This is a genomic window from Halomonas sp. G11, from assembly GCF_001663515.1.
GTDB lineage: Bacteria > Pseudomonadota > Gammaproteobacteria > Pseudomonadales > Halomonadaceae > Vreelandella.
In genome coordinates, this window is the sequence record NZ_LYXG01000001.1 from 179,172 (window position 1) to 202,824 (window position 23,653).

Consider the following 23,653-nt stretch of genomic DNA (forward strand, 5'->3'; position numbering starts at 1 on the left):
GCAGTGGGGAGGAGGGTGATATGACGCGCTATGAAGAAGTGGCGACCATTTTGCGGGAGCGTATCGAGCACGGTATTTACCGCGTTGGGGATCGCCTGCCCTCGATTCGTGCGGTCTGCCAGGAGCTGGACGTCAGCATTTCAACGGCTCAGGAGGCCTACCGGCAACTGATGGATGTGGCCTTGATCGAGTCGCGTCCGAAGTCTGGCTACTTTGTGCTGCCAAGCCGGGTTCCTTCGGTACTGCCGTCGGTCTCTCGCCCGGCGCAGCGCCCGCTGGATGTTTCTCAATGGGATCAGGTGCTGGAACTCGTCGCTACTCAACGCGACGACGACCGGCTTCTGTTGGGGCGTGGGGTGCCCAATCTCGAGTATGAAACGCTGCGGCCACTGTCGAAAATCCTCGCTGGCCTGCATCGCAGCACTGATCTGAATGGATTCAACTACGACAAGCTGAACGGTAGCCCCGAGCTGCGTCAACAAGTGGCGCGCTTGGCCATCGCGTCCGGCTGCTTGCTTCACCCGGACGACATCATGGTGACCACCGGCTGTCAGGAGGCGCTGGCCATTGCGCTGCGAACGCTCACCCAGCCCGGCGATGTGGTGGCCGTGGACTCACCCAGCTTCTACGGCACCATGCAGATACTCAAGGCCAACGGCTTAAAAGCACTGGAAATCCCCACCGACCCGCAAACAGGCATCAGTCTGGAAGCGCTGGAATTGGCGCTGGAGCAGTGGCCGATCCGCGCCATACAGGTCACGCCCACCTACAATAACCCGCTGGGCTACACCATGCCTGACGCACGCAAGCGGGCGCTGTTTCAGTTGGCGCAGCGTTTTGATGTGGCGATTATCGAAGACGATATCTACGGCGATTTGTCATTTACACTGCCCAGGCCGCGCACCGTAAAGTCCTTCGATGACGATGGCCGCGTCATGCTGTGCAGCGGCTTTTCCAAAACGGTGGGGCCGGGGTTGCGGGTAGGCTGGCTGGCGCCGGGGCGCTACCGTGATCAGGCGTTGCATATGAAGTATGTCTCCACCGGCGCCTCGGCGACGCTGCCGCAGTTGGCCGTGGCGGAGTTCGTCGCCAAAGGCCACTACGAGCGCCATCTGCGCTTTGCCTCCCGCCAGTACCAGCGCCAGCGCGATATCATGATCAGCTGGGTGCAGCGTTATTTTCCTGAGGGGTCGGGCATCAGCTACCCCCAGGGCAGCTTCCTGCTCTGGGTGGAGCTGCCCGCCGCGGTGGATTGTGTGCGCCTGAACGAACGTCTGGCCCAGCGCGCCATCCATGTGGCACCCGGGTCGCTGTTTTCCGCCTCGGGCAAGTTTCGCCAGTGCCTGCGCTTGAACTACGCGTTTACGTTAACGCCTGCGATCGAAAGCGCCGTACGCACCGTGGGGGAGCTTGCTTCCGAGATGGTGGCAGACGCGCGGGCGCATGCCGTAGGTGTAGCGTAAGTATTGCTCCTTTCAATTGGTCGCGAAGGCCGTCAGAAGCGAGTCGGTGAGTGTTGGTGCGGGGTTGGCGCCGGTCAGAATGGTGGCGATGTGGGCATTCTCGGGCCACTGGTCACGCATGGCATAGGCGGCTGCCAAGCCAAGTGCCCCTGCGGGCTCCAGTAGCAGCCCCAGGTGTTCCAGGCCCAGGCGCATGCCATCTTCGATACTGGCTTCGTCCACCAGCCAAAAATCATTGTTCTGGCCAAGTCAGAGCGGACACATTTTCAAGCAGCGGATGCGAGAGCACCCCAATGTTCAGCAGTGCTATTACGTGACAGGAGATTTGGACTTCGTTTTAGTGGTGGTGACCCGTACGCTGCAGGAGTATGAAGATTTCACCCGCGAGGCACTGATGGAGCATCCCAACGTGCGTTCGTTCACAACCCTGGTTTCCATGGACGCCGTCAAATCGGGATACGCGCTGCCTTTATGAGTTGGGGGGTATGTGTAATGGGGATTGATGTTCTAAGCAAAGCCGAGGAACAGGGCCAGCGAGCGGTTAATCGTCACCATGGTGCTGTCGTCAAGTTGACCGAAGGGCTCGCCTAGCTTGTCACGTTTTACCGTCATGGGTTTGTCCACCATGACCTGGGATCGCTTGCGCAAGCCGTTTTCCAACGTAGGCATCACCTCAATACGCATCAGTGGCGCATCAATGAGGGTGCTTGAAATCAATAGTACGGTGACCGTCGCGGTGGAAATGAATTGATCGGACTGTATGATCAGTGCTGGGCGCGGTTTACCAAACTCCCTTGGTGGGGTAACCGTTACCAGATCTCCGCGCCTCATGCTTTTCATGCTGCTCACTCGTCATCCACGTCTAACAAGGCCTCATCCATAAGATCCTGTAAATCGTGATCGGCATTGTCCGCCGCGGCCACTATTTCGCACTGTCGCTTGATCTCATCACTAAAGCCGGGGCGACGAGTATCTGGCACCCAAACTTGAATAGGGCGCAATCCTGACGCTCTAAGCGTTGCTCGGTGCTTCTGGACACGGTCGTTGATGTTTGAGGCGGTCATGGTGAAAGCTCTTTGCTAGGGTGTTACATGTAACAATATAGTTCACATTTAAATATCTGCAACCTTGTCGGCAGTGCCTCACTGTCCTTGAGCCGATAGTTAAAATACCGGAAATCGCCTGCTTCTGGCTATTTCGTTCACTTCTATGTTTTAAAAATTAAGAGTGCTGCCGCGTACCGGCGTCAAACGCCCATGGTCGATAATCGGCCCGGTTGGCTGGCCTTCGGGAGCGCCTCCTTGGGGCTCAACGCTGACGGCCAGATCGGCAGTGAATAACTGCGCGCGCAGCTCGGCACTGGGTTCCAGGCGATGGCTACCTTGATCAGGTAACAGGCCCAACGAGACGGGCGTACCGTCGGCAATCAACCACAGCTCACCGGTCTGTTCGCTGTCGACCTGGGTCGGTTGAACCGCTTGCACAATCAACTCTCCTTCCTGGGTTGCGCTGATGATCCAGCCTGGCGTTCGCGACTCGTCCTGAACCACGAAAACGGCTTCTCCGTCCGGCAGCTTGGTCAGTTCAGCCTGTTGCCAAAGAAGGCCCAGCGCTATCGCGATTACCCCAAAACTGGCCGCCATGGTCTGCCATGCGCCTAAACGCTTCCACCAGGGGAGGGGCACTGTTCCGGTTGCCTGGGTAATTCGCTGCCAGACCTCCTTGGGCGGTGTCCTGGGGTCCAGTCGCTCGTTGAATAGATGCAGATATTCTCGCCACTCTTCCACATCGTTACGTAGGTCGTGGCTGACCGCCAGCAGCGCTTCAAAGCGTGCTTTCTGATCGCTGTCCAATACGCCCAGCACGTACTCACCTGCCGCAAGGTGGCGATCATCTGGGTCGCTTAGATCCCATTGGTTAGACATGTTTTTAACCTCTCGAGTCCACGGCGGATCCAGCTTTTAACGCTGCCCAGCGGTTGGGACAGAGAGTTAGCAAGCTCGCTGTGCGTCATGCCCTGAAAATAGGCCATTTCCATTAACTGGCGCTGATGTCGACTGAGTGTGTCGAGGCAGTCGTTCAGTTTGTCATTTTGCTGATGACTGATGCTGTCATCTTCAGGGTCGTCGGTACCTAATAGGGTTGCCAACAAGGGTTCATCGGTGGTGGTGTCCTGTGGCTTCTGTCGACGCAGCCAGTCGATGCCAATATTGCGAGCGAGTGTGGAAAGCCAGGTCATCGGCTTGGCTCGCGTGGCGTCGTATTGATCGGCGGCATGCCAGATTCGGATGAAAACATGTTGCAGACAATCCTGAGCGGCACCTTCATCTCTTACTATACGCAACAGTTGAGCATACAGATGCGCACTGGAGACACGATAGAGACGTTCGAATGCATGGCGGTCGCCCTGGGCGCAGCCGTTGAGTTGCTCGATAAGATACTGCTGGCGTTGTGTGGCATCTAGCATTCGGGCATCTCTGCGCAGTAAACCGAAATGCCAGTCTTCGGGAGTCAGCCGTTGAAGGCAATAGGTGAGCGCTCAGCGGTGAATAAAAAAATTGTTGGGAGTTTGCATCCACTGACGCCTTGGGGCCGTAAGTATCAGTGAGCTTGCATTGCTGAGCTCTTTTAATGACAACCAGGAGATGCCCCAATGAAACTCAAACTACTTACCGCTGGCGTTTGTGCCGCTGCCTTGTTTACCGGCGTTGCCGTTGCCGATCATGGTCCTACCACGGTAGGCGGTGCCAACATGCTGCCTGAGCGGAACATTATCGAGAATGCCGTTAATTCAGGTGACCATGAAACACTCGTCGCCGCTGTTCAAGCCGCTGAGTTGGTCGATGTCTTGCAAGGCGAAGGTCCTTTTACCGTATTCGCGCCGACGGATGATGCCTTTGCGAAACTTCCTGATGGCACCGTTGATACGCTGCTGCAGCCAGAGAATCAGGAACAGCTTCAAACGGTTCTTACCTATCACGTCGTACCTGGCAATATGAATCGGGACGCCTTGTGGGAAGCAACCATGGAAAACGATGGCACCGTGGCTTTTAAAACCGTCCAGGGTGAATATCTTACCGTCTCGCGCAATGGTAATAACCTGATGGTCATGGATGCTCAGGGCAATAGTGCCAATATTACTGTTGTGGATGTCGCACAATCGAACGGTGTCATCCACGTTATCGACAGCGTGCTATTACCCTAAGGGCCCCGCTTACACCGGATAATGACATTTATTCGGCTGAGGTTATGTTTTCCCACCGCCTGGTTCGCTAGGCGGTGGTTTTTTGCCGACCGGATGGCCGCAAAAATCCCTCCCGGGCGTGAGCTGCTTGTTCGCGAACGATACATCCTTCCGCGTGATCATTGAGCAGCCCCATCGCCTGCATAAAGGCAAAAGCGGTGGTAGGACCGAAAAATTTCCAGCCGCGCTTTTTTAACGCCTTGGCAAGGGCGACAGATTCAGGCGAGGTGGTCTGGGAATGCGGCGGCGGTAGCGAAGAGGCGTCCGGCTCAAAGCGCCAGAAAAATGCGGCCAGTGAACCTTCCTGCTCGACCATTTCCTGGGCCCGCCTGGCATTGTTAATTGTTGCTTCAATCTTGCCTCGATGCCGAATGATGCCAGGGTCCTGCAATAAACGCTGTACATCGGCTTCGCCGAAGCGGGCGACTTGATGGAAATCGAAGTGATGAAAGGCGGCGCGAAAATTCTCGCGTTTGTTGAGAATGGTGCGCCAGCTCAAGCCCGACTGAAAACTCTCCAGGCACAGCTTCTCGAACAGCCGCTGATCGTCATCTACCGGGAAACCCCACTCATTGTCGTGGTAGGGCAAAAATTCAGGCGCCCCGCCACACCATTGGCAGCGAGGATATCCATCAGGGGCGATAAAGTTGCTGGTCATTAGCGACTCACCTATCAGTCGAACCATTCTTTGGCAGTGCGCCATAGGCAGATGGCGACGAAGTAGACGGAAGCGATGCCCCATCCCCATAGTGCCCAGGCGGCGTGCTCTGGGCTTGAGAGCACCAGTGATGTGGTGCATGCGCACCATGCCAGCGTGACAGCGATATTGAGCGGCATGAACAATCGCACCCGAAAGGGGTGGAGAAACTTCATCCGGGTCACGGTGAGGATGGCCAGGAAAACAATAGAGGCAAACGTTAAGAAAGGCGGGAAGTCGAGGATATAAAAATAGGCGGCGGCGATGTTCCAGGCGGCAGGAAAGCCAACGAAGTAATTATCCTGACTTTTCATGTCGACATTGCAGAAACAGAACATTGATGACAGCAGAATGATGAACACTGACGCCAACCCTAAATAGGGTGGCAATTCAATGAAGTAATAGATGAAAAGGGCGGGTATAAAAGCCCAGGTCAGGTAGTCGATCACCATGTCGAGTGTCGAGCCATCAAAATGAGGCAGGATGGTCTGCACTTCATATTTGCGCGCCAGTGTGCCGTCGATTGCATCAATCATCATCGCGGCACCCAGCCAGAGCAGGCAGGCGACGGGGTTATTGTCGACCAGGGCAAGCAGCGCCATGGTGCCGAGCAGCACGCCGCTGGCGGTAAATACATGGACGCTCCATGCCTTGCATATCGATGCGCGGGATTCTGCGTGCGAAGAGAGTAATTGAGCCACATTAACCCCGTTGGGAAGGTGTTGTTCCCGTTAAATTGGATTTATAAATAAGCCTGTAAAGAAAGATACACTACTACAAGAAGGCTGCCCGAGAATATGTCGGTATGCTATCCATTGATAATGCGTTCAGCGCAGGGCTTAGGCGTGACGCGCTTCAGGAGTAACTTTTATGCAGGCCATTCGCTTAGCGACCATTCGTGATATCGATACGCTTACCGAGTTGCTCGATGGCTATCGTCAGTTTTATCAGCAGCCGAGTGATCTTCAGGCGGCGCATGATTTTCTGCGCCAGCGCATGGGGCTTGGAGACACTTTTATTTTGGTGAGCGAAAACAGCGAAGGTGCGCTCACCGGTTTTGTGCAGCTATACCCAGGCGTTTCCACGGTGGGCTTGAATGCGCGCTGGACGCTGAATGATCTCTTCGTGTTGCCTGAATGTCGCGATAAAGGCACGGGCAGGGCGTTAATGGAAGCCGCCACCCAGCTTGCCCGCGATCACGGCGTCGCACGTTTGATATTAATGACCCAGGTAGAGAACGAGCGCGCCCAGCACCTTTACGAGTCACTGGGTTGGCAGCGCAATACCACATTTTATGGTTATTTACTGGATATTAAGTAAGTGCTGCCATTGAGAGGGACGTTTAACCAACACTCTCCGGCAACTTGCACACATCCACCCACTCGGCGTTGACCAGCTCGGCCAAGCGTGTGGGGCTCAGGCGCACGGCGCTGTTGGACGACCCCGCCGCGGGTAGCACTTCGTCATAGACGTGGAGGGATTCATCGCAGTACACCGGCAGGTCAGTGGCGAGGCCGAACGGACAAACGCCGCCGACCGGGTGGCTGGTGAGTTCCATCACCGTCTCGGCGTCGAGCATTTTGGCCTTGCCGCCGAAGGTGTCACGAATCTTGCGGTTATCGATACGTGCGTTGCCGCTGGCCACGATCAGCAACGGTGTTTCGCCGACCTTGAACGCCAGGGTTTTGGCGATCTGCCCGGGTGCTACGCCGTGGGCCTCGGCGGCCAACTGCACCGTGGCCGTGCTGGTTTCAAGCTCTTCGATGGTGATATCCGGTGCATGCTCGGCAAAAAACTGGCGAACGGTCTCGACGCTCATCGTGAAATCCCTGTGTTGGCTGAATGCTTAACCTAACGCGCTTGGGTTGTGTCAGCCAAGCCACGGTGGCGTGGTGATTCTGGCCGGCTCGCGCTGCATGATGATCTCGCCGTGACGTACCGAGAGCAGCACCTCGCCCTGGGTGCGCAATACGCTGTAATCGTCCTCGCCATCCAGCAGGTTGAAGCTGGCGGGTTTACCGACCTCAATGCCGTAACGCTCTTCGATATCGAGGGTGCGCGCGCTGTTGTCGGTAATCAGCGAAAGCGACTGGCTGAAGTCCTGATAGCCCATCATGTGGCAAATATGCAGACCAAAATCCAGCGTGCGCAATAGCTTGCCGTTGCCCAGCGAGTACCAGGGGTCGACGATGGAGTCTTGGGCCAGGCACACGTTGATACCCGCTTCGTTGAGCTCCTTCACCCGGGTCACGCCGCGGCGTTTGGGGTAGCTGTCAAAACGTCCCTGCAAGTGAATGCTTTCGGTGGGGCAGGAGACAAAATTGATTCCTGAACGCTTGAGCAGCAGAAACAGCTTGGAGCAGTAGGCGTTATTGTAGGAATGCATCGCGGTGGTGTGGCTGGCGGTAACGCGGCTGCCGAGGTCATGCGTCAGCGCTTCATGGGCCAGCACTTCGAGAAACCGCGAGTTGGGGTCGTCGATCTCGTCGCAGTGGACGTCCACCAGGCGATCGTATTTGATCGCCAGCTCAATCACCCGCTGCATGGAGGCCACGCCCAGTTCGCGGGTGTATTCAAAGTGGGGAATACCGCCGACCACATCGGCGCCGATTTCCAGCGCTTCTTCCAGCAGCCTGTCGCCGTCCGGGTAGGAGAGCAGGCCGTCCTGCGGAAAGGCCACTACCTGGATATCGATCTTGTCTTTCAGCTCGTCGCGTAGGGCGCATAGCGTCTTGATGCCAATCAGGCTGGGGTCGCTGGTATCGGCATGGGTGCGTACAAATTGCACGCCGTTACTGATCAGCAGGTTCAGCGTTTTCAGCGCCCGCTCGCGAATATCGGCTTCGGTGAGCATCGGCTTACGCTCGCCCCAGCGCTCGATGCCTTCAAACAGGGTGCCGCTCTGGTTCCAGCTGGGGTCGCCCGCCGTCAGGGCAGCATCCAGGTGAATATGGGGCTCGATAAACGGCGCACAAAGCAGTTTACCGCCTGCATCAATCTGTTCGGGCGTGGGTCCTTCGCCTGCCGTTTGCGGCGCGTCCTGAGCCGTAATCGCGGTGAAGCGACCGTTCTCGACCTCGATACGATAAAGCTCGGGGCGCTGGCGTAGCCGGGCGTTGATAATCTGCATGCTCATATAAAAAACGACTCACTTATTATTTGGCAGTGGAGGGAAGGCTATCTCCCAGCGTAGCGTGATTGACGCGCAACAGCACAGCATAGCTTCCCGCCGCGACCAGGACGCCCACCAACGGCGGCAGTAACGGTGAGAAGTAGGCGGCGCCGGCGCCCAGTGCATAGGCGGCTAAACCACGCCGGTTGAAGTCGTGTAGCTGAGCGCTTTCAAGCGCGGGGTAGCGACCTTTATGTTTGAGCCAGAAGTCCGCCATGATCACGCCGCCCATGGGGGGTATAAAAGTACCCAGCAGCACCAGAAAGGGAATTAGCAGGTTATACATGCCACCGACCGCCAGCACGGTACCAATCGCCGCACCGCCTACGGTGACAAGACGGCGTTTTTCGGTACGCAGCAAATTGCAGCCCGCCACGGCGAAGTTATAGATGGTGTTGTCCTGGGTCGTCCAGATATTCAGGAACAGCATCAGCACGGCGATGGTGACAAAGCCCTGGGCGATCAATACATCCACGATATCCGCCTGTTGGTAGATCATGGTACCCAGGGCACCGGTGAGCACCATCAAGCCGTTCCCCACAAAGAAAGCGGCCATCGTGGCGATCACGGCGATTTTCGGTGACTTCGCGAAGCGACTCCAGTTGGTCGCCTGGGTGCCGCCGCTGATAAAGGTGCCGATGATGACGGTAATCGCCGCGGCCACGCCCATGCTTTCCGTAGGCGTTTTCTGGCTTAACCCGGCAAAGCCGCGTGCATCCACTAGCCCGGTGAACAGACTGATCAGTATGAACAGCATCATGGCGGGCACGGCAAAGCGTGAAAGCCAGTCCATCCCCTTGTAGCCGATCATGGCGGTGATGCAGAAACCAAAGCCAAACAGCACCATTAAGGGGATTTCCAGCCATTCAGGCATCCCGGTGGTGCGTACCAATACCACGGCGATCGTTGCCGTGCCCCAGGCGTACCAGCCAATCTGGGTAAAACCGAGGATGAAATCAGACAGCTTGCTGCCTTTTTCACCGAAGCAGAAGCGTCCCATCAGCACCGAGTTGAGCCCGCTTTTACAGGCGATATAGGCAAGGGTTGCTGCGTAGGCACCCAGTAAAAGATTACCCACCAGAATGATCCACAGCAGTTGGCCGATCGAGAAGGCCTGACCCAGGGTGCCCCCTGCCCACATGGTGGCGGTAAAGAAGGTAAAGCCGAGCAGTACTGCTGAGGTGGACAGCAGGCCCTTGCGGGCGTTGAGGGGGACTTCGCTGAGGGGGTAGTCTGAATGATGCATGGCAAGCTCCAGGAGAAAGAACATTCATCCAGTGTAGGAAGCAAACCGTATGCCAAGGCGGTTAAATTTAGTGCGATTTCTCCAGCAGGAGTCCGCGCATCAATGTTTCGACGATGCTGGCACGGTCGGCATCCAATGAATATTGATGGGTGTCTTGCAGCCAATCAAAGCAGGTGCCAATCAAGAACCCGTGAAACTGTCGGCGAGCGCTTACGGGCGTCAAATCGGCACGTAGTTGGCCCTGCTGCTGGACCTGTTCGAACAGTTGCTCAACCTTGGCTTCTGCATGCTCGGAAAGCCGCGTGATCATGCTGATACGCGGGTGGTCGTCTTCAAGTTTTTCGCAGCGGTGCAGCACGATGGTGGCAGCCCTTTGCAGCGGCAAGTCATGGCAGATACCCGCCAGCGAGCGCTGAGCGATGTTGCGCAAACACTCTACCGGTGTCGTGCCAAGCTGTTGCACGGCGTCGTCGACGATTTCATCCAGCGGTATGCGCACGCGTTCGAGTAGCGCATCAAACACGGCGGCCTTATCCTCAAAGTGCCAATAGATCGCCCCACGGGTAACCCCCGCCGCCTGGGCGATATGCGCTAGGGTGGTGCGAGCAACCCCCTGGGCGAGAAAAGTGGTTTCTGCCGCGTCCAGGATAGTTTCCCGGGTGCGTTCGGCGTCGGCCTTACGGCGAGACATGGCGGTTCCTTACCCTGAAAATGGCTTATTTTGGCATTGATCGCTGGCAAAGTCGCCAGCGAGTGATTAGTATACACTTCACTGACATTCATGAATGTCAGTGAAGTGTATACCACTGTCTGTTCATTGAGAATGCGGCGTTTGATCGTCATCAAGGAGCTTATCGTGCCCGTTACTTTTCTTCGCTTGCTGCCGGTTGCACTGGTCTTGCTCGTGCTAATGGGGTGTGATCAGCCTGAGGCGCAGTCAAAAGAGGCGCCCAGGCCAGTGAAATTGGTAACACTGGAAGCGGCGAATGCCGGGGCGTTAAGGCAGTTTCCGGCACGCGTTGAAGCTACCACGCGCAGCAATCTGTCGTTTCGCATGGCAGGGGAACTGCTTGAGCTCAACGTCAGCCCCGGTCAAAAGGTGTCGGAAGGGGAAGTTATTGCGCGTATTGATAACCGCAATGCACAAAGCGAGCTGGATAGCGCCCGCTCACGCCTGGAGCTTGCCAAGGCCAACCTGGAGCGTATGCGCTATACCCTGGAGCGTGGCGCGGTCAGCCAGTCGCGGTTTGATGAGGCGGAGAGCGAATGGCGGGCTGCCCGCGCCACCTTTGAACAGGCGGAAGAGCAGGTCGAGCATACCCAGCTGCGAGCGCCTTACGATGGTGTGATTGCTCAGGTGCCGGTGGATAACCGGCAGATTGTTCAGGTGCAGGAAACGGTCGCCGTCATCCAGCAGCCTGGTCAGTTGGACGTGGTCTTCCACCTGCCTGAGCAGATTGTCCAGCGCATGCCACGCAGCAACGGCACGCCCTTTGGCGATGCGTTAGCGTATGAAGTCAGCTTTGGTAACAGCGACAAGCCCTACCTCGCTCAGTTGGCGTCCTACACGACCCAGGCCAGTGCGCAGAGCCTGGCTTATGAAGTTACCCTGACGCTGCCCCAGCCGGATGACATCACGCTATTGGACGGCATGAGCGCCAGCGTGCGCCTTGATTTAAGCGACCTGCAGTCTGATCCAACAACGCCTTTGTGGCATTTGCCCGCTGAAGCAGTGACTTATGCAGGCGATAACCCGAAGCAGGCCCAGGTTTGGCGCTTTAAAGAGCCACACGGCGTTGAGCCGGTGCCTGTTGAGGTCGGTCGCCTGACCTCCAAAGGACTTGAAGTCAGCGGTGACTTGTCCGCGGGTGACCGTATTGTAGCCGCCGGTGCACATCGCTTGAGCGCAGATACCCAGGTGACCCCGTGGGAAAAAGAGCGGGGGCTGTAACATGGTCGATTATTTCTTACGCCACCGGGCCGCCAGCTACTTAATGACCGTGGTGCTGCTCGCGGGTGGTGCGCTGGCGTTTTTGGGCATGGGGCAGCTCGAGTTCCCCGAGTTCACCATCCGCAACGCGTTGATCACCACCCAATACCCCGGCGCGACTCCTGAAGAAGTGGAGCAGGAAGTCACCTCGACCCTGGAAGAATCAATCCAGGGGATGTCGTCGATCAAACGCGTAAGCTCAGTGAGCTCCGATGGCCTCTCGCAGATTACCGTCGAGCTTGAAAGCACGGTACAGAACGAAGAGCTTGAGCAGCTTTGGGATTCGCTGCGCCGTAAAGTTCAGGACGTCCAGGCCGCGCTACCGCCGGGGGCCAGCCAGTCCCGCGTGAATGACGATTTCGGCGATGTATTTGGCTTCATGGTCAACCTGACCGGCGAAGGCTATAGCATGCCCGACCTTGCCGATCATGCGGATTTCCTAAAGCGTGAGCTGGCGCTTGTCGACGGGGTCGAAAAGGTATCGCTCGGCGGCGAGCACGAAGAGCGCATTTTTATCGAGGTCGACCGTGAGAAACTACGCGCGCTCAATATTCCGTTAACCCGCCTGCAACAGCTGCTCGACACCCAGAATGCGGTGGCCGACTCGGGGCATCTCAAACAGGACGGCCGCCGTTTCCGCATTACGCCCACGGGTAGTGCAGCGAATATTGATGACCTGCGCGGGCTTATCGTCAGCGAGGGCGATGGCGAGCTGGTACGGCTCAGCGATATCGCTGACATATCGCGGGAATTGGCGGAGCAGCCCCAGCAGCTTTACCGCGATATGGGGCGGCCGGCAATATCGTTGGGCGTTTCCTTTGAAAGCGGCGTGAACGTGGTCGAGGTGGGCGAGCGGTTACAGCAGCGCCTGGACGAACTTCAGGCCCGCACGCCGCTGGGAATGGAACTCAATGTGGTTTATGACCAACCCCAGGTGGTCGACGAAGCGGTATCAGGCTTTTTAGTCAGCCTGATCCAGGCGGTGGCCATTGTCATCGTGGTGCTGATGCTGTTCATGGGCTGGCGCAGCGGTCTGTTGATGGGGTTCATTCTGCTGATCACCATCATCGGCACCTTCATGCTGATGCGCTTCCATGGGTTACAGCTGGAAAAGATCTCGCTGGGCGCGCTGATTATTGCCCTGGGCATGCTGGTGGACAATGCCATCGTGGTCACCGAGGGCATGCTGGTGGGCTTGAAACGCGGTAATACGATCCGCGAATCGGCCCACCAGGTGATTCGCCAGAACGCCTGGCCGTTGCTGGCCGCCACGCTCATCGCCATTGCCGCCTTTGCGCCCATTGGCCTGTCGCCGGACACCACCGGTGAGTTCATCGGCTCGCTGTTTTTCGTGCTGCTTTACTCGCTGCTACTCAGCTGGATTACCGCGCTGACGCTGACACCCTTCTACTTCAAGCTATTCTTCCGCAATGTGGCGCCCGGCGATGGTCAGGAGGATCCTTACAAAGGGATTGTGTACCGCGTTTTCAGCCGGGTGATTATCGTCGGCATTCGGTTCCGCTGGGTCACCCTGTTGTTGGTGGTGATGATATTGGCAGGCGCAGTGGTGGGCTTTGGTTCGGTGAAAAACGCCTTCTTTCCGGCGTCCAATACGCCAATCTTCTTTGTCGATTACCGCACGCCGGAAGGCACCGATATCCTCGAGACCCAGCGGCGCGTCAGCGAGCTGGAAGACAGCGTGATGAAGATGGACGGCATTCGTCATCTGACCACCACGGTGGGCGGTGGCGCGCAGCGCTTTACCCTCACCTACTCGCCGGAAGACCGTTACGCCAGCTATGCCCAGCTGATCGTCGAAACCGATGACAAAGCCACCCAGCACGATCGCATGGCCGACGTTGAGAAAGTGCTTGAGCAAAACCATAGCGATATCGACTATAAAATTGCCCCCCTGGAGGTTGGCCCTGCACCGAAAGCCAAGCTGGAGGCACGCCTTTACGGCAGTGATCCGGAGGTGCTGCGCCAGTTGGGCGACCAGGTTGAAGCGATGTTCCGCGATACACCGCATATGACCAGCGTACGCACTAGCTGGCGCAACCGCGTCCAGGCGATAGAGCCGGTGTTCATGGAAGATACTGCCCGGCGTCTCGGCGTTACCCGTGAAGACCTGGCGGATACGCTTGCCTTGAGTACCAGCGGTAGCCGAGTGGGCATTTACCGCGACGGCAGCGACCTGATATCCATGGTGGCGCGGGCGATCCCCAGCCAGCGTCACGACGTGGATAACCTTGGCTCACTTAACGTATGGAGCGCAGAGCAAGGGCGTTATATCACTGCCGACCAGGTGATCAGCGATATCACCACTAAGGTGGCAGACCCGCTGATCAAGCGTCGCAACCGCGAACGCATGCTGGCGGTGTATGGCGAGCCGGACCCGTTGAGCGGCGTGACCGCCGCCAGCGTACTGGCCGAGGTTCGTCCCGAGGTGGAGGATCTGGAGCTGCCGCCAGGCTACCGACTGGAGTGGGGCGGCGAGTATGAAACCGCAGGCGAAGCCCAGAGCGGGCTGTTCTCCTCACTGCCGTTGGGGCTGGTGATGATGTTTATCATCACCGTGGTGCTGTTCAACAACTTCCGCCAGCCGCTGGCCATCTGGTCGCTGGTGCCGCTGACTATCATCGGCGTGGTGGGCGCGCTGCTGCTGACCGGCTTGCCGTTCTCGTTCATGGCACTGCTAGGGACGCTGAGCTTGATCGGCATGGTGATCAAGAATGCCATCGTACTGGTGGAGGAAATCAATGTACAGCTGCCGCTACACCAGGACCGCTACCACGCGGTGGTGCGAGCGGCCGTCAGCCGCGTTCGCCCGGTCGCCATGGCCGCCTTGACCACCATGCTGGGCATGATCCCGCTGATCAGCGATGCCTTCTTCGCGAGCATGGCGGTCGCACTGATCGGGGGGCTGGGTGTCGCTACGCTGTTAACCCTGGTGGTGCTGCCGGTGGTCTACTGCGTGCTCTACAAGATTCGTATACACCCGGATAAATAATCCCGACTCCACTTCTTTTTTCCTCTCCATTACTCACCGCGGCTTGGCTGACTCTAGCCGCGGAGAGTAATGCTCGCCAAAGCTTAAAAATATTTTTCTAAATTAAACTAAAGTCTATGATTCTTGGGCCGATAGAAGTTTTGGTTAACAAACCAAACGGTCGATTTAATTTGATCTAGAATCGCTAGTAGTTCTCTAGCTAGATTAAATAAATCCATAAATTAATTTAAGATTTGGATGAATTCCTCACCATGAACCGAATACTCAGTAATATCTCAATTAAAATGAGCTTAACGCTTGTGTTGGTCATTTTTTCACTGTTAATCATTATTATTGCGTTTCTCGGTTACCGAACAGGCGAAGAGGGTAGCTCGTCGCTTAGAGAAGTTGACCGTGCGGCAGACCAAATGCGCTCGGTCAACCGAGGTCAGCTAGCTATTGCGAACGCTCAACTTTTTTACGTTAATAGTTATGTCGCATCTTATGAGGGGGACACTCGCGCAGCGCGTGATTACCTGACTGAAGCACAGGAAATGCGGCAGGAAGCTCAGGACTACTTTTCGCAATTTGAGGAAATTGCTATTCAGACGCCTCTTGTGGAAACGTTGGTGACCAGTTTCCAGAGTTTGATAGAACAGGGAGTGAGGCCCCAGGAAGTGGCCTTGGAAGAAGGCGATGAGGGGGCGTTTCGTAGCGCAAGAGAGGCTGCCAATGATCTAAATCAGCAGTTTATGGGGGCGAGCTCTGCCTATAACGATTACATGGCGGACCAAAATGGCCTAATGGTTGGTGATTATGAAAGTGATATGCAGCTGATTGGCTATATCTATATCGCCGTATTGATATTTGCAGCCTTAATGGTTCTATTTGTGCGCATCGCCATGGTGGGCTCAATTGTAAAACCGCTAAAAGAGGCGGTGGCGCACTTTCAGCGTATTGCTCAAAATGACCTCTCGGGGCAAGTCAATGACCGTGGCCGCAACGAGATCGGCAAGCTGTTTAGTGCCATGCAGCATATGCAGAGCAACCTGGTTAAAACAGTCACCGAGGTGCGCAATAGCAGCGGCTCTATTCATATTGGCGCGCGGGAAATTGCCAGCGGCAACGCCGATTTATCCTCGCGTACCGAGCAGCAGGCGGCATCGCTGCAAGAGACCGCCGCGAGTATGGAGCAGTTAACCACAACGGTGAAACAGAATGCCGATAACGCTCGTCATGCGACCCAGTTAGCGCAAGATGCGTCCACCACGGCAAGCAGTGGCGGCGAGGTGGTAGAGCGAGTCATCACCACCATGCACGGCATCTCAGACAGCTCCAAGAAAGTCACGGATATTATCAGTGTTATCGACTCTATCGCCTTCCAGACCAATATTCTGGCGCTCAATGCGTCGGTGGAGGCAGCACGCGCGGGTGAGCAGGGCCGTGGTTTTGCGGTCGTGGCAAGCGAAGTACGTAACCTGGCCAGCCGCAGTGCTGACGCTGCCAAGGAAATCAAGGCATTGATCGAGGCGTCATCAACCCAGGTGAAAGAAGGTTCGGTATTAGTCGAAAGCGCCGGGGAAACCATGCGCGAGGTGGTGTCGTCGGTGCGCCGCGTGACCGATATCATGGATGAAATTTCCTCGGCCTCCCAGGAACAGAGTTCGGGTATTGAGCAGGTCAATCAGGCAGTGGCCCAGATGGATGAGGTGACGCAGCAGAACGCCGCGCTGGTCCAGGAGGCCTCATCGGCGGCAAGCTCGCTGGAGGAGCAGGCGGCCAAGCTGGAAAGCGTCGTTTCGGCATTCCGTTTAGCGGAAGATGAGACCCGCACCCAGCATGCCCCACTGACCTCACCCCATTCGCAGCGGGCGCTTGTGCGGCCCGCCACCCAAGGTGGAAAAAAGGCGAAAGCAGCGGCAAGTGTGGACCAGGAGTGGGAGGAGTTTTAAGGTTCAAGCCCGTAGGCTGATTGGTGAGCTCTTGGTTCAAGGCGCCTGGCGCTGTTTAACGAGTCAGCGCTTACAAAACGCACCGCCCTCACTTAGTGGGGGCGGTGGCGTTTCATCGGGTGTTAATCAGCGGAAGCCATCGGACGCAAAGTCGAGGCCATGCGCCTGCCGTCTGTTAAAGTGCCTTGCACAGGGCCCATCAATGCTAAACGCTGGGCCTATGATTGAAGCTTAAAACGCGGAGGCCTCGCTGGTGTGCTACCCACCCCCTTCAATGAAGTCGCTAATTGCCTTCGAGGCTACGGCGCGTCTGGGTTCGATGACGGCGGCGGCTGACGAGGAGCGCGCGACCCAGCCGACGATCTCGCAGCGGATTCGCGCGTTAGAAGAGACGCTTGGAGTGCCCCTGTTTGATCGACAAGGTGGCCGACTGGTGCTGACGCCTCTGGGAGAGCGTTTCTATCGGGAGATGGCTCCCAGCCTCAAGACGATTCGCGAAGCCTGCGAAAGCGTCATCCACCAGGGGGAGCGGCCCGCGCCCTGTGTTTCCATCGCGGCCGGTGCGGGGTTTACCCACCTGTGTTTGTTACCGTTGTTGCCAGCGCTCAAACGGGCGTTCCCGACGTTAACCTTCAAGCTGGTGACGGTTGATCGTGCTGACGACCCTGAACTGCAAGCGGCGGATATAGCGATCCGTTTTGGCCCTTATATACCCCAGGAAGAGGGGGTGTTGCTGGCCAAAGAAGCGGTGTTCCCCGTATGCAGCCCTGACTACGCGCATTCGCAGGGGTTGAAGGGCACGCTGACGACAGCGCAGCTTTCCCGTCTAGCGCTATTGCACCAGGATATCAAAGATCCCCGCTGGCTCGATTGGGCACAGTGGTGTCAGCATGCGGGGATGGGCCTGCCGACGCCAAGAGACGAGGTCTTTGCCTACCATAATTATGCCCTGTTGCTGAATGCGGCTCTCGCGCATCAGGGCGTGGCGCTGGGTTGGTCACCTCTCGTCAAGGAGTATCTGGCAAGCGGTCAGCTGGTGGCGCTCTCCCCGTGTGTGACCCGTGAGGATTACGGTTACTGGCTCAGCGTCAAGCATCACCGCAGTGCCGTCATTGCGCCGGTCAGCGATTGGCTCATCGATGCCGTCGGTTAGCCGGTCTGCCCGACCGGCTATGTCGTGCTCCTGTTTGGTCAGGAGAAGAGATGAACGTTATCACTACGCCAACGGATGCTCTTCCCCAATAACGGCTGGATCGAAGGGAGACCGTGAAAACACGCTGCGCAACATGGGTTCGAAGTGCTCAAGCGAAGGCGTGGGGTAGTCGGGGTCGAAGGCGGCCTGATCGTAGCGCTCGCAGAAGTCCACGCAGCTCTGGTACCAGGGATGATCCCGGTAGCGGTCACGCTCGTTGGGGTCTTCGCCGAAGTGGTGGGCATAGTAGACTTTCTGGAAGAGGCCATGGTGGTGCACGATCCAGGTGACCTCGGCGCGGACGTAGGGGCGGATGATCGACGCGGCCAACTGCGAGTGATTATAGGGCGCGAGTTCGTCTCCAAGATCGTGTAGCAGGGCGCCAATGATCATATCCTTGTCGGCGCCGTCTGCCTCGGCACGGGCGGCCGTCTGGAGCGAATGCTCCAGGCGTGTCACCTGATAGCCACTCAAACCGAGCTCGAGATTACGCAATGCCTGCAGGATGCGGTCGACCAAGCCTTGGTTGAATTCGTCTTCCAGTTGTTCGAGGAAGAGGTACTCCTCGCGAGTGCCGTCTTTCATTTGGCGAAACTTGACGTGTTCCATGTTAAGCCACCTTTCCCATTAAACCTTGCTGTTTCATCAGACTTGCGAAGCGTTCGCGCGGGCCATCGGTGTCGAGGTAGCACCCCTGTACATGGCGATGTCCTTCGTCGGTGTTGTAGCTCGTTCGCCCGTGCAGAACTCTGCTGTTGTCGAACATCACCAAATCGCCAGCGCGGAGGGGAAAACGCTCTTCGTAAGCGGGATCCGTCAACAGCTCGCCGAGGCGTTGACGCGCCCGATGAAATAGCCGTGTCTGGGCGTCGGAGAGGAGCGGTAGGGCATCCAGGCGAGGACTGTAATGAACGCCAGTGGGATGGCCGTCGTCGTCAGTCTGGATCATGGTGCGATGGGTGACCAGTTCGGTACCGGCATCAATGAAGCGAAAGCGCACCGGGGTACGCTTGAGCAACGCGTACCCCTCGGAGTTTTCCGCGCGCAATTGCTCGAGCACCTTCAGACTGTCGGCGAGCGTAGAAAGCCCTCCCGTGGTTTCGTTGACCAGACAGTGCAGCAGTTGAATACCCGGCACCGGGCTGCGGTAGGGATTATCGGTATGCGGCCCTAGCGCGACGCTACGGTAAGCCAGGTCGTTGCCGGTTGGTCGGGAGTAGACCTCGAAATAACGGCCAAAATTGGTTTCCTTGACGTAGCCGAAGTGGCTGCCGACCTGGAGGATTTGCTCCGGGTCTGTCGGTACGCCATGCAGGATGATGTAGCCGTATCGCAAGTAGGCGTCCAGCGAGGCCTGGAAGTAGGCTGGATCGTCTAGCGTGCGGGGCCAGTCAAAGCGCAGCCGTTCTTGATTGAGGCTCGCGTCCCAAGGCTCGGCGCAAGGGAAGTGGCTATTGTCGTCCAGCTCATCGGCGAGTACGCGAAGATCATAGGTCTCGCAGTGGCCATCACTAAACGCCAAGGCAACATGATGCTCGTCGACCAGGACCGCACTCTCGAGTGTCAGCGCCGTATCGATGGCATGAGAGTCGAAGAGGCGTTGCTGTGTCATTGACTCTAGCTGATCCGGCGCCCGTGTTCGCTCACGGAGCCATAGTGGACTGATTTCCTGTGGGTGTTCTCCTTCGTCAATAACAATGGATGGGGGCTGTTCATGAACGATAAGTGCACGGCGGTTGGACATGTCGGTCTTCCTCGATGGTGGTGATCAGCTCGCTTGCTATGACGGGGAACATAGCGATTGAGCAACCAAGCGAGTAGCGCCTTTCTCTTATGCCGTCGCATGCATTTTTTTTATACCCACCCAAAATAACCCTATACGCCCTGAAGAACGCAGTGTTGGAAGGTTCCCGAGACCAATGTGTGCTTGGCCTCAGGCGCCGAATAAATCGTTGGTCTGTTCGCGACAAGCACGTCATCGTACAGAGACTTACGTCGACCCGATGAACCGTTTCAACGTTGGCAATTCCGCCAGAGAGGTTTCTCCATGACAGCATCCTATTCAGGGATTGGTCAGTTCCCTGGCGCGCTACCCAAGACAGCGGACGATTCCCGACGTTATCGAACTGACCAAAAGGCTTCCCGGGTGAAAAAGGTCTTCCTCTATCCGGGAGCAAAGCGATGGAATATCCGGAGGCGTCTGTATGACGACGCCACCGCGTATTAACCAGCCAACAGTCCGCTGGCGCGGTTTGCCGTTTCTCCAATGGCTGCCACAGCAAACGCCTCGTTCACTGCGCATCGATGCCATCGCGGGATTGACCGGCGCAGTATTGGTGCTGCCCCAAGGCGTTGCCTATGCGCTACTGGCCGGTCTTCCCCCGGAGTACGGCCTTTATGCGGCCATTGTGCCCGTCATACTGGCGGCGCTGTTTGGTTCGTCCCGGCAGATGGTCAGCGGGCCGGTGGCTGCCCTGTCGATCGCGCTCTTTTCCACCCTGCAGCCTTTTGCCGACGCAGGCTCCAGCGAGTTCATTACGCTGGCGATGACACTGACGTTCCTGGCGGGTCTCTTTCAGTTGCTGTTAGGCCTGGCGCGTTTGGGGGCGCTGGTCGAGTTGGTGTCGCATTCCGTCATCACCGGATTTACGGCAGGGGCCGCGCTGATCATTGCCGCCAGCCAGTTACCCCATGCGCTGGGGCTGGCGCAGATCGAAAGCGGCAACTTTCTTGCTATCTGGCCTCAGTTGATTGCCCGCTTCGAGGCGATAGAGCCCACGGCACTGTTCATTACCGGGTTCACCATTATTACCTGTCTGGCGTTTCAGCGCTGGCTGCCGCGCTGGCCGGGCATGATAGTGGCGATTGTGTTGGCCACACTGCTGGCGGCCTGGCTGGACCCTAGCCGTGACATCGTCCAGCGCGTCACGTCCGTTCAGGCCGGGCTGCCTCCACTATCAACCCCCGATCTCTCCCTGGAAAACATACGCTTGCTGACGCCAGGCGCCATCGCGTTGGGCCTGCTTGGGCTGGTGCAGTCGATTGCCATCGCCCGGGCCATCGCATCGCGAACGGGTCAACGGCTCGACAATAATCAGGAGTTCATCGGCCAGGGGCTATCTAACCTGGGCGGGGCTTTCTTCTCCGGTTTTATCTCTTCAGGATCACTGACGCGTTCTGGGCTCAACGCCAGCGCAGGCGCCTGTTCACCCCTGGCCGCCCTGTTCTCGGCGCTGTTTCTGGTGCCTATTCTGCTGGTGGCCTCGCCATTACTGAAATACATGCCGATGCCGGCCATTGCGGGGCAACTGCTATTGATCGCCTTCAAGCTGGTCGACTGGAAAAGTATCCGCGAGTCACTGACGCTAAGCCGCTCGGAAGCCACGGTATTGCTGATTACCTTTTTAAGCACGCTGATCGTGGCGCTGGAGTTCGCGATCTACCTGGGCGTGCTGGCCTCGTTGATACTCTATTTGCGCCGCACCACTCGGCCACCGGTGGTGAAGAGTGACCTGTCCCAGGTGCCATTGACCATCCAGCAAGTCGTGGAAGCGCAGTACTGCGATGTTGTCCGGATCGACGGCTCCCTGTTTTTCGGTGCTTGCGACTCGATAGCACGCAGGCTTGAGCGTTGCGAAAAGCCCGATCTTGTCATCCTGGGGGCGGGAATCAATTTCATCGACCTCAACGGCATCCATTTACTACAGCGCCAGGCGCGCCTCTGCCACGCCCGGGGCGGCAAGCTGCATCTGGCCTGGATCAAGCCCAATGTCGTTGCCCGCCTGCAACGCGTGGGGCTGGTCGATGACGCGCAACAGAGCGGGCCATTCGTGGCCATTACCTTGTGAGAGGCATCGTCAGAGCGTTTCTGCACCACGTTTTCCACATAACAACGCTTTGAGCACAAGGCCATGCCGCGTGGGCAGCCGGCCTTCAATGGCAAAGCGAGAATAACGACAACTCGATCACTACAATAAGGAGATATACCGTATGGGCTTCTTAAATAAACGGGCCTCGTCGACGTACGACGATAGCGACATGCAGACGGATTATGTTGTCGGGCAGGACAACATCAAGGGTAGTGTGGGGCCCATCGGCTTTGACATTCATAACCGCGTCTTTGTCCTATCCGCCCTCGCCTCGTTGATTTTCATCGTGCTGACCCTGATGTTCCCGGCGAGGGCAGGGGAGCTTTTCCAATCCATCGTCAACTTCTCGACGCGCACGCTGGACTGGTACTTCATGATCCTGGTGGATTTCTTCGTTGTATTCTGCCTCGCGCTGATCGTGCTTCCCCATGGCAAGGTGAGACTGGGTGGGCCAGATGCCCGGCCGGAACACAGCTACTTGTCTTGGTTCGCACTGTTGTTTACTGCGGGTATCGGGATCGCCTTGCTGTTCTTCAGCGTGCTGGAACCGGTTTATCATGCGAATGTGTCGTCGCCCTTAGGCACCCCTTCGCCCTTCGGCGCCGACGGCTCGCTGAATATGGCCGCGGTTGACGAAGCCTCGGCCATGGGGCTGGCGGGAACGTTTCTACACTGGGGGCTGCACGGCTGGGCCGTATACGCGGTGATGGCGCTTGCCCTGGCGATCTTCAGCTATAACAAGCAACTGCCGTTCTCTATTCGCTCGATCTTTTTTCCTATCCTGGGGGATCGCGTATGGGGCTGGTGGGGGCACGGGATCGATATCCTGGCGGTGTTTTCCACCTTGTTTGGCCTGGCCACGGCACTGGGCTTGGGCGCCCAGCAGGCCAACGCGGGACTGAATTTCGTCTTCGGCATGGACATCAATACCACGACCCAGGTCATCATCATTGCACTGGTCACTGCGGTGGCGCTGGTATCGGTGTGGCGCGGCCTCGAAGGGGGTGTCAAGCGGCTCTCTGAGATCAATATGGGGGCGTCCGTGTTGTTCTTCCTCTTCGTGCTGATCGCCGGCCCGACCCTGATGGCGATCAGCGGAATGTGGACGGGAATCAGCCATTATGTGACGGAATTCATTCCGCTCTCGGCACCCTTTGGTCGTGAAGATGACGCCTATCGCCAAGCCTGGTCGGTCTTTTACTGGGCGTGGTGGGTCAGTTGGGCGCCTTTTGTCGGCATGTTCGTCGCGCGTGTGTCCAAAGGGCGTACGGTGCGTGAATTCTTGCTGTGCGTGCTGGTCGTACCGAGTCTGTTTATCTTTATCTGGATGGGGGTATTCGGCAGCATCGCGCTGGATCAGCTTTATACCAATCCCGCCGCCAGTCTGGTCAAGGAGTACGTGATCGATAGCTACCGTCCCGAACTGGCCCTGTTCGGCATGCTCAATGAGCTACCACTGACAGGCTTGATGTCGACGCTGGGGATCATCCTGGCACTAACCTTCTTCGTGACGTCATCGGATTCCGGCTCTCTGGTGATCGATACCATCACCGCCGGCGGCAAGATCGAAGCACCGCGGCCTCAACGCATGTTCTGGGCGACGGTGGAGGGGCTGATTGCCATTGTGTTGTTGATCGGTGGCGGATTATCGGCGCTTCAGGCGGGCGTGACAGCGACGGCCATCCCTTTTTCCATCTTGATGCTGCTGATGTGCTACTCCATTGTCCGAGCTTTGAATGGCGAGCTGCGTCGCATGCGTAACGGAAATTGATGCGACGCCCCCTTTGCCGGACGCGACGTCCGGCAAAGGGAGCTTTTACCATCCCGCATGAAAGCAAA

Annotated in this window: 23 protein-coding genes; 10 read left to right on the forward strand and 13 right to left on the reverse strand. The window is 57.3% G+C overall.

Annotated features, from left to right (window positions below; all coding sequences use genetic code 11):
* The first annotated feature begins 20 nt into the window (after positions 1-20).
* A complete protein-coding gene (locus ADS46_RS00755) occupies positions 21-1,463 on the forward strand; it encodes a PLP-dependent aminotransferase family protein (protein ID WP_066314929.1) in 1,443 nt (480 codons plus the stop codon).
* 12 nt (positions 1,464-1,475) lie between these two features.
* Here the strand turns inward: ADS46_RS00755 and ADS46_RS00760 are convergent, their stop codons facing one another.
* Positions 1,476-1,685: a hypothetical protein gene (locus tag ADS46_RS00760; RefSeq protein WP_066314932.1), complete on the reverse strand. Its 210-nt coding sequence runs from the start codon at positions 1,683-1,685 to the stop codon at positions 1,476-1,478.
* On the opposite strand from ADS46_RS00760, the gene ADS46_RS18345 reads away from it, so the two are divergent.
* A complete protein-coding gene (locus ADS46_RS18345; protein WP_082925920.1) occupies positions 1,657-1,938 on the forward strand; it encodes an Lrp/AsnC ligand binding domain-containing protein in 282 nt (93 codons plus the stop codon). The two genes, ADS46_RS00760 and ADS46_RS18345, sit on opposite strands and share 29 nt — an antisense overlap.
* A 32-nt stretch (positions 1,939-1,970) precedes the next feature.
* Here the strand turns inward: ADS46_RS18345 and ADS46_RS00765 are convergent, their stop codons facing one another.
* The 4 genes from ADS46_RS00765 to ADS46_RS00780 all read right to left on the reverse strand — a co-directional run bounded on the left by ADS46_RS00765 (position 1,971) and on the right by ADS46_RS00780 (position 3,930).
* The gene (locus ADS46_RS00765) at positions 1,971-2,303 is read right to left on the reverse strand and encodes a type II toxin-antitoxin system PemK/MazF family toxin (RefSeq protein WP_234346737.1); all 333 of its coding nucleotides are present in this window, start codon (positions 2,301-2,303) and stop codon (positions 1,971-1,973) included.
* A 5-nt stretch (positions 2,304-2,308) separates the two neighbouring features.
* Entirely contained in the window at positions 2,309-2,527 is a 219-nt protein-coding gene (locus tag ADS46_RS00770) for an antitoxin MazE family protein (RefSeq protein WP_066314934.1), read from the reverse strand.
* Between the two features lie 150 nt (positions 2,528-2,677).
* On the reverse strand, positions 2,678-3,388 hold the full coding sequence (locus tag ADS46_RS00775; protein ID WP_066314937.1) for an anti-sigma factor: 711 nt from the start codon (positions 3,386-3,388) through the stop codon (positions 2,678-2,680).
* The gene (locus ADS46_RS00780) at positions 3,367-3,930 is read right to left on the reverse strand and encodes a sigma-70 family RNA polymerase sigma factor (protein ID WP_066314938.1); all 564 of its coding nucleotides are present in this window, start codon (positions 3,928-3,930) and stop codon (positions 3,367-3,369) included. Before ADS46_RS00780 ends, ADS46_RS00775 begins: the two co-directional genes overlap by 22 nt.
* Before the next feature lie 186 nt (positions 3,931-4,116).
* Between ADS46_RS00780 and ADS46_RS00785 the strand changes: the two genes are divergently transcribed.
* Positions 4,117-4,668, forward strand: coding sequence for a fasciclin domain-containing protein (locus ADS46_RS00785; RefSeq protein WP_066314939.1), 552 nt, complete (start codon positions 4,117-4,119; stop codon positions 4,666-4,668).
* A gap of 67 nt (positions 4,669-4,735) precedes the next feature.
* Here ADS46_RS00785 and ADS46_RS00790 read toward each other — a convergent pair whose 3' ends face one another.
* Together ADS46_RS00790 and pcsA are read right to left on the reverse strand one after the other, a co-directional pair.
* Entirely contained in the window at positions 4,736-5,365 is a 630-nt protein-coding gene (locus tag ADS46_RS00790; protein WP_066314940.1) for a DNA-3-methyladenine glycosylase I, read from the reverse strand.
* 14 nt (positions 5,366-5,379) lie between these two features.
* Positions 5,380-6,105 (reverse strand): phosphatidylcholine synthase, encoded by a 726-nt coding sequence (pcsA, locus tag ADS46_RS00795; RefSeq protein ID WP_267886925.1) that lies wholly within the window; start codon positions 6,103-6,105, stop codon positions 5,380-5,382.
* 169 nt (positions 6,106-6,274) lie between these two features.
* Here pcsA and ADS46_RS00800 point away from each other — a divergent pair, with 169 nt between their 5' ends.
* A complete protein-coding gene (locus tag ADS46_RS00800) occupies positions 6,275-6,724 on the forward strand; it encodes a GNAT family N-acetyltransferase (protein WP_066314941.1) in 450 nt (149 codons plus the stop codon).
* 22 nt (positions 6,725-6,746) lie between these two features.
* On the opposite strand, the gene ADS46_RS00805 is transcribed toward ADS46_RS00800, so the two are convergent.
* The 4 genes from ADS46_RS00805 to ADS46_RS00820 form a co-directional block, all read right to left on the reverse strand.
* On the reverse strand, positions 6,747-7,223 hold the full coding sequence (locus tag ADS46_RS00805; RefSeq protein WP_066314944.1) for a YbaK/EbsC family protein: 477 nt from the start codon (positions 7,221-7,223) through the stop codon (positions 6,747-6,749).
* Between the two features lie 51 nt (positions 7,224-7,274).
* Entirely contained in the window at positions 7,275-8,540 is a 1,266-nt protein-coding gene (gene codA / locus ADS46_RS00810; RefSeq protein WP_066314945.1) for a cytosine deaminase, read from the reverse strand.
* A gap of 19 nt (positions 8,541-8,559) precedes the next feature.
* Positions 8,560-9,822: a cytosine permease gene (gene codB / locus ADS46_RS00815; protein ID WP_066314946.1), complete on the reverse strand. Its 1,263-nt coding sequence runs from the start codon at positions 9,820-9,822 to the stop codon at positions 8,560-8,562.
* A 67-nt stretch (positions 9,823-9,889) separates the two neighbouring features.
* Positions 9,890-10,513: a TetR family transcriptional regulator gene (locus tag ADS46_RS00820; RefSeq protein ID WP_066314947.1), complete on the reverse strand. Its 624-nt coding sequence runs from the start codon at positions 10,511-10,513 to the stop codon at positions 9,890-9,892.
* Between the two features lie 165 nt (positions 10,514-10,678).
* On the opposite strand from ADS46_RS00820, the gene ADS46_RS00825 reads away from it, so the two are divergent.
* From ADS46_RS00825 to ADS46_RS00840, 4 genes are all read left to right on the forward strand, one after another.
* Positions 10,679-11,773, forward strand: a complete 1,095-nt coding sequence (locus ADS46_RS00825) for an efflux RND transporter periplasmic adaptor subunit (RefSeq protein ID WP_082925929.1) — start codon at positions 10,679-10,681, stop codon at positions 11,771-11,773.
* 1 nt (position 11,774) lies between these two features.
* Positions 11,775-14,822 carry an efflux RND transporter permease subunit gene (locus tag ADS46_RS00830; RefSeq protein ID WP_066314952.1) on the forward strand — a complete coding sequence of 1,016 codons (3,048 nt, stop codon included), beginning with the start codon at positions 11,775-11,777 and terminating at the stop codon, positions 14,820-14,822.
* Positions 14,823-15,073: 251 nt separating this feature from the next.
* On the forward strand, positions 15,074-16,753 hold the full coding sequence (locus ADS46_RS00835) for a methyl-accepting chemotaxis protein (protein WP_066314955.1): 1,680 nt from the start codon (positions 15,074-15,076) through the stop codon (positions 16,751-16,753).
* A gap of 253 nt (positions 16,754-17,006) precedes the next feature.
* Positions 17,007-17,906, forward strand: a complete 900-nt coding sequence (locus ADS46_RS00840; RefSeq protein ID WP_156524448.1) for a LysR substrate-binding domain-containing protein — start codon at positions 17,007-17,009, stop codon at positions 17,904-17,906.
* A gap of 63 nt (positions 17,907-17,969) precedes the next feature.
* Here the strand turns inward: ADS46_RS00840 and ADS46_RS00845 are convergent, their stop codons facing one another.
* A complete protein-coding gene (locus tag ADS46_RS00845) occupies positions 17,970-18,554 on the reverse strand; it encodes an HD domain-containing protein (RefSeq protein WP_066314959.1) in 585 nt (194 codons plus the stop codon).
* 1 nt (position 18,555) lies between these two features.
* Complete coding sequence (locus ADS46_RS00850) at positions 18,556-19,689, reverse strand: TauD/TfdA family dioxygenase (protein WP_082925921.1); 1,134 nt, start codon at positions 19,687-19,689, stop codon at positions 18,556-18,558.
* Positions 19,690-20,149: 460 nt separating this feature from the next.
* Here ADS46_RS00850 and ADS46_RS00855 point away from each other — a divergent pair, with 460 nt between their 5' ends.
* Positions 20,150-21,793 (forward strand): SulP family inorganic anion transporter, encoded by a 1,644-nt coding sequence (locus tag ADS46_RS00855; RefSeq protein WP_082925922.1) that lies wholly within the window; start codon positions 20,150-20,152, stop codon positions 21,791-21,793.
* A gap of 142 nt (positions 21,794-21,935) precedes the next feature.
* Positions 21,936-23,585, forward strand: coding sequence for a BCCT family transporter (locus ADS46_RS00860; RefSeq protein WP_066314961.1), 1,650 nt, complete (start codon positions 21,936-21,938; stop codon positions 23,583-23,585).
* Positions 23,586-23,653: the final 68 nt, after the last annotated feature.

Coding starts and splice junctions, on each gene's coding strand:
- ADS46_RS00755 (WP_066314929.1), top strand. CDS start 21: ATGACGCGCTATGAAGAAGTGGCGACCATTTTGCGGGAGCGTATCGAG.
- ADS46_RS18345 (WP_082925920.1), top strand. CDS start 1,657: ATGCCATCTTCGATACTGGCTTCGTCCACCAGCCAAAAATCATTGTTC.
- ADS46_RS00765 (WP_234346737.1), bottom strand. CDS start 2,303: ATGAAAAGCATGAGGCGCGGAGATCTGGTAACGGTTACCCCACCAAGG.
- ADS46_RS00770 (WP_066314934.1), bottom strand. CDS start 2,527: ATGACCGCCTCAAACATCAACGACCGTGTCCAGAAGCACCGAGCAACG.
- ADS46_RS00775 (WP_066314937.1), bottom strand. CDS start 3,388: ATGTCTAACCAATGGGATCTAAGCGACCCAGATGATCGCCACCTTGCG.
- ADS46_RS00780 (WP_066314938.1), bottom strand. CDS start 3,930: ATGCTAGATGCCACACAACGCCAGCAGTATCTTATCGAGCAACTCAAC.
- ADS46_RS00785 (WP_066314939.1), top strand. CDS start 4,117: ATGAAACTCAAACTACTTACCGCTGGCGTTTGTGCCGCTGCCTTGTTT.
- ADS46_RS00790 (WP_066314940.1), bottom strand. CDS start 5,365: ATGACCAGCAACTTTATCGCCCCTGATGGATATCCTCGCTGCCAATGG.
- ADS46_RS00800 (WP_066314941.1), top strand. CDS start 6,275: ATGCAGGCCATTCGCTTAGCGACCATTCGTGATATCGATACGCTTACC.
- ADS46_RS00805 (WP_066314944.1), bottom strand. CDS start 7,223: ATGAGCGTCGAGACCGTTCGCCAGTTTTTTGCCGAGCATGCACCGGAT.
- codA (WP_066314945.1), bottom strand. CDS start 8,540: ATGAGCATGCAGATTATCAACGCCCGGCTACGCCAGCGCCCCGAGCTT.
- codB (WP_066314946.1), bottom strand. CDS start 9,822: ATGCATCATTCAGACTACCCCCTCAGCGAAGTCCCCCTCAACGCCCGC.
- ADS46_RS00820 (WP_066314947.1), bottom strand. CDS start 10,513: ATGTCTCGCCGTAAGGCCGACGCCGAACGCACCCGGGAAACTATCCTG.
- ADS46_RS00830 (WP_066314952.1), top strand. CDS start 11,775: ATGGTCGATTATTTCTTACGCCACCGGGCCGCCAGCTACTTAATGACC.
- ADS46_RS00835 (WP_066314955.1), top strand. CDS start 15,074: ATGAACCGAATACTCAGTAATATCTCAATTAAAATGAGCTTAACGCTT.
- ADS46_RS00845 (WP_066314959.1), bottom strand. CDS start 18,554: ATGGAACACGTCAAGTTTCGCCAAATGAAAGACGGCACTCGCGAGGAG.
- ADS46_RS00850 (WP_082925921.1), bottom strand. CDS start 19,689: ATGTCCAACCGCCGTGCACTTATCGTTCATGAACAGCCCCCATCCATT.
- ADS46_RS00855 (WP_082925922.1), top strand. CDS start 20,150: ATGACGACGCCACCGCGTATTAACCAGCCAACAGTCCGCTGGCGCGGT.
- ADS46_RS00860 (WP_066314961.1), top strand. CDS start 21,936: ATGGGCTTCTTAAATAAACGGGCCTCGTCGACGTACGACGATAGCGAC.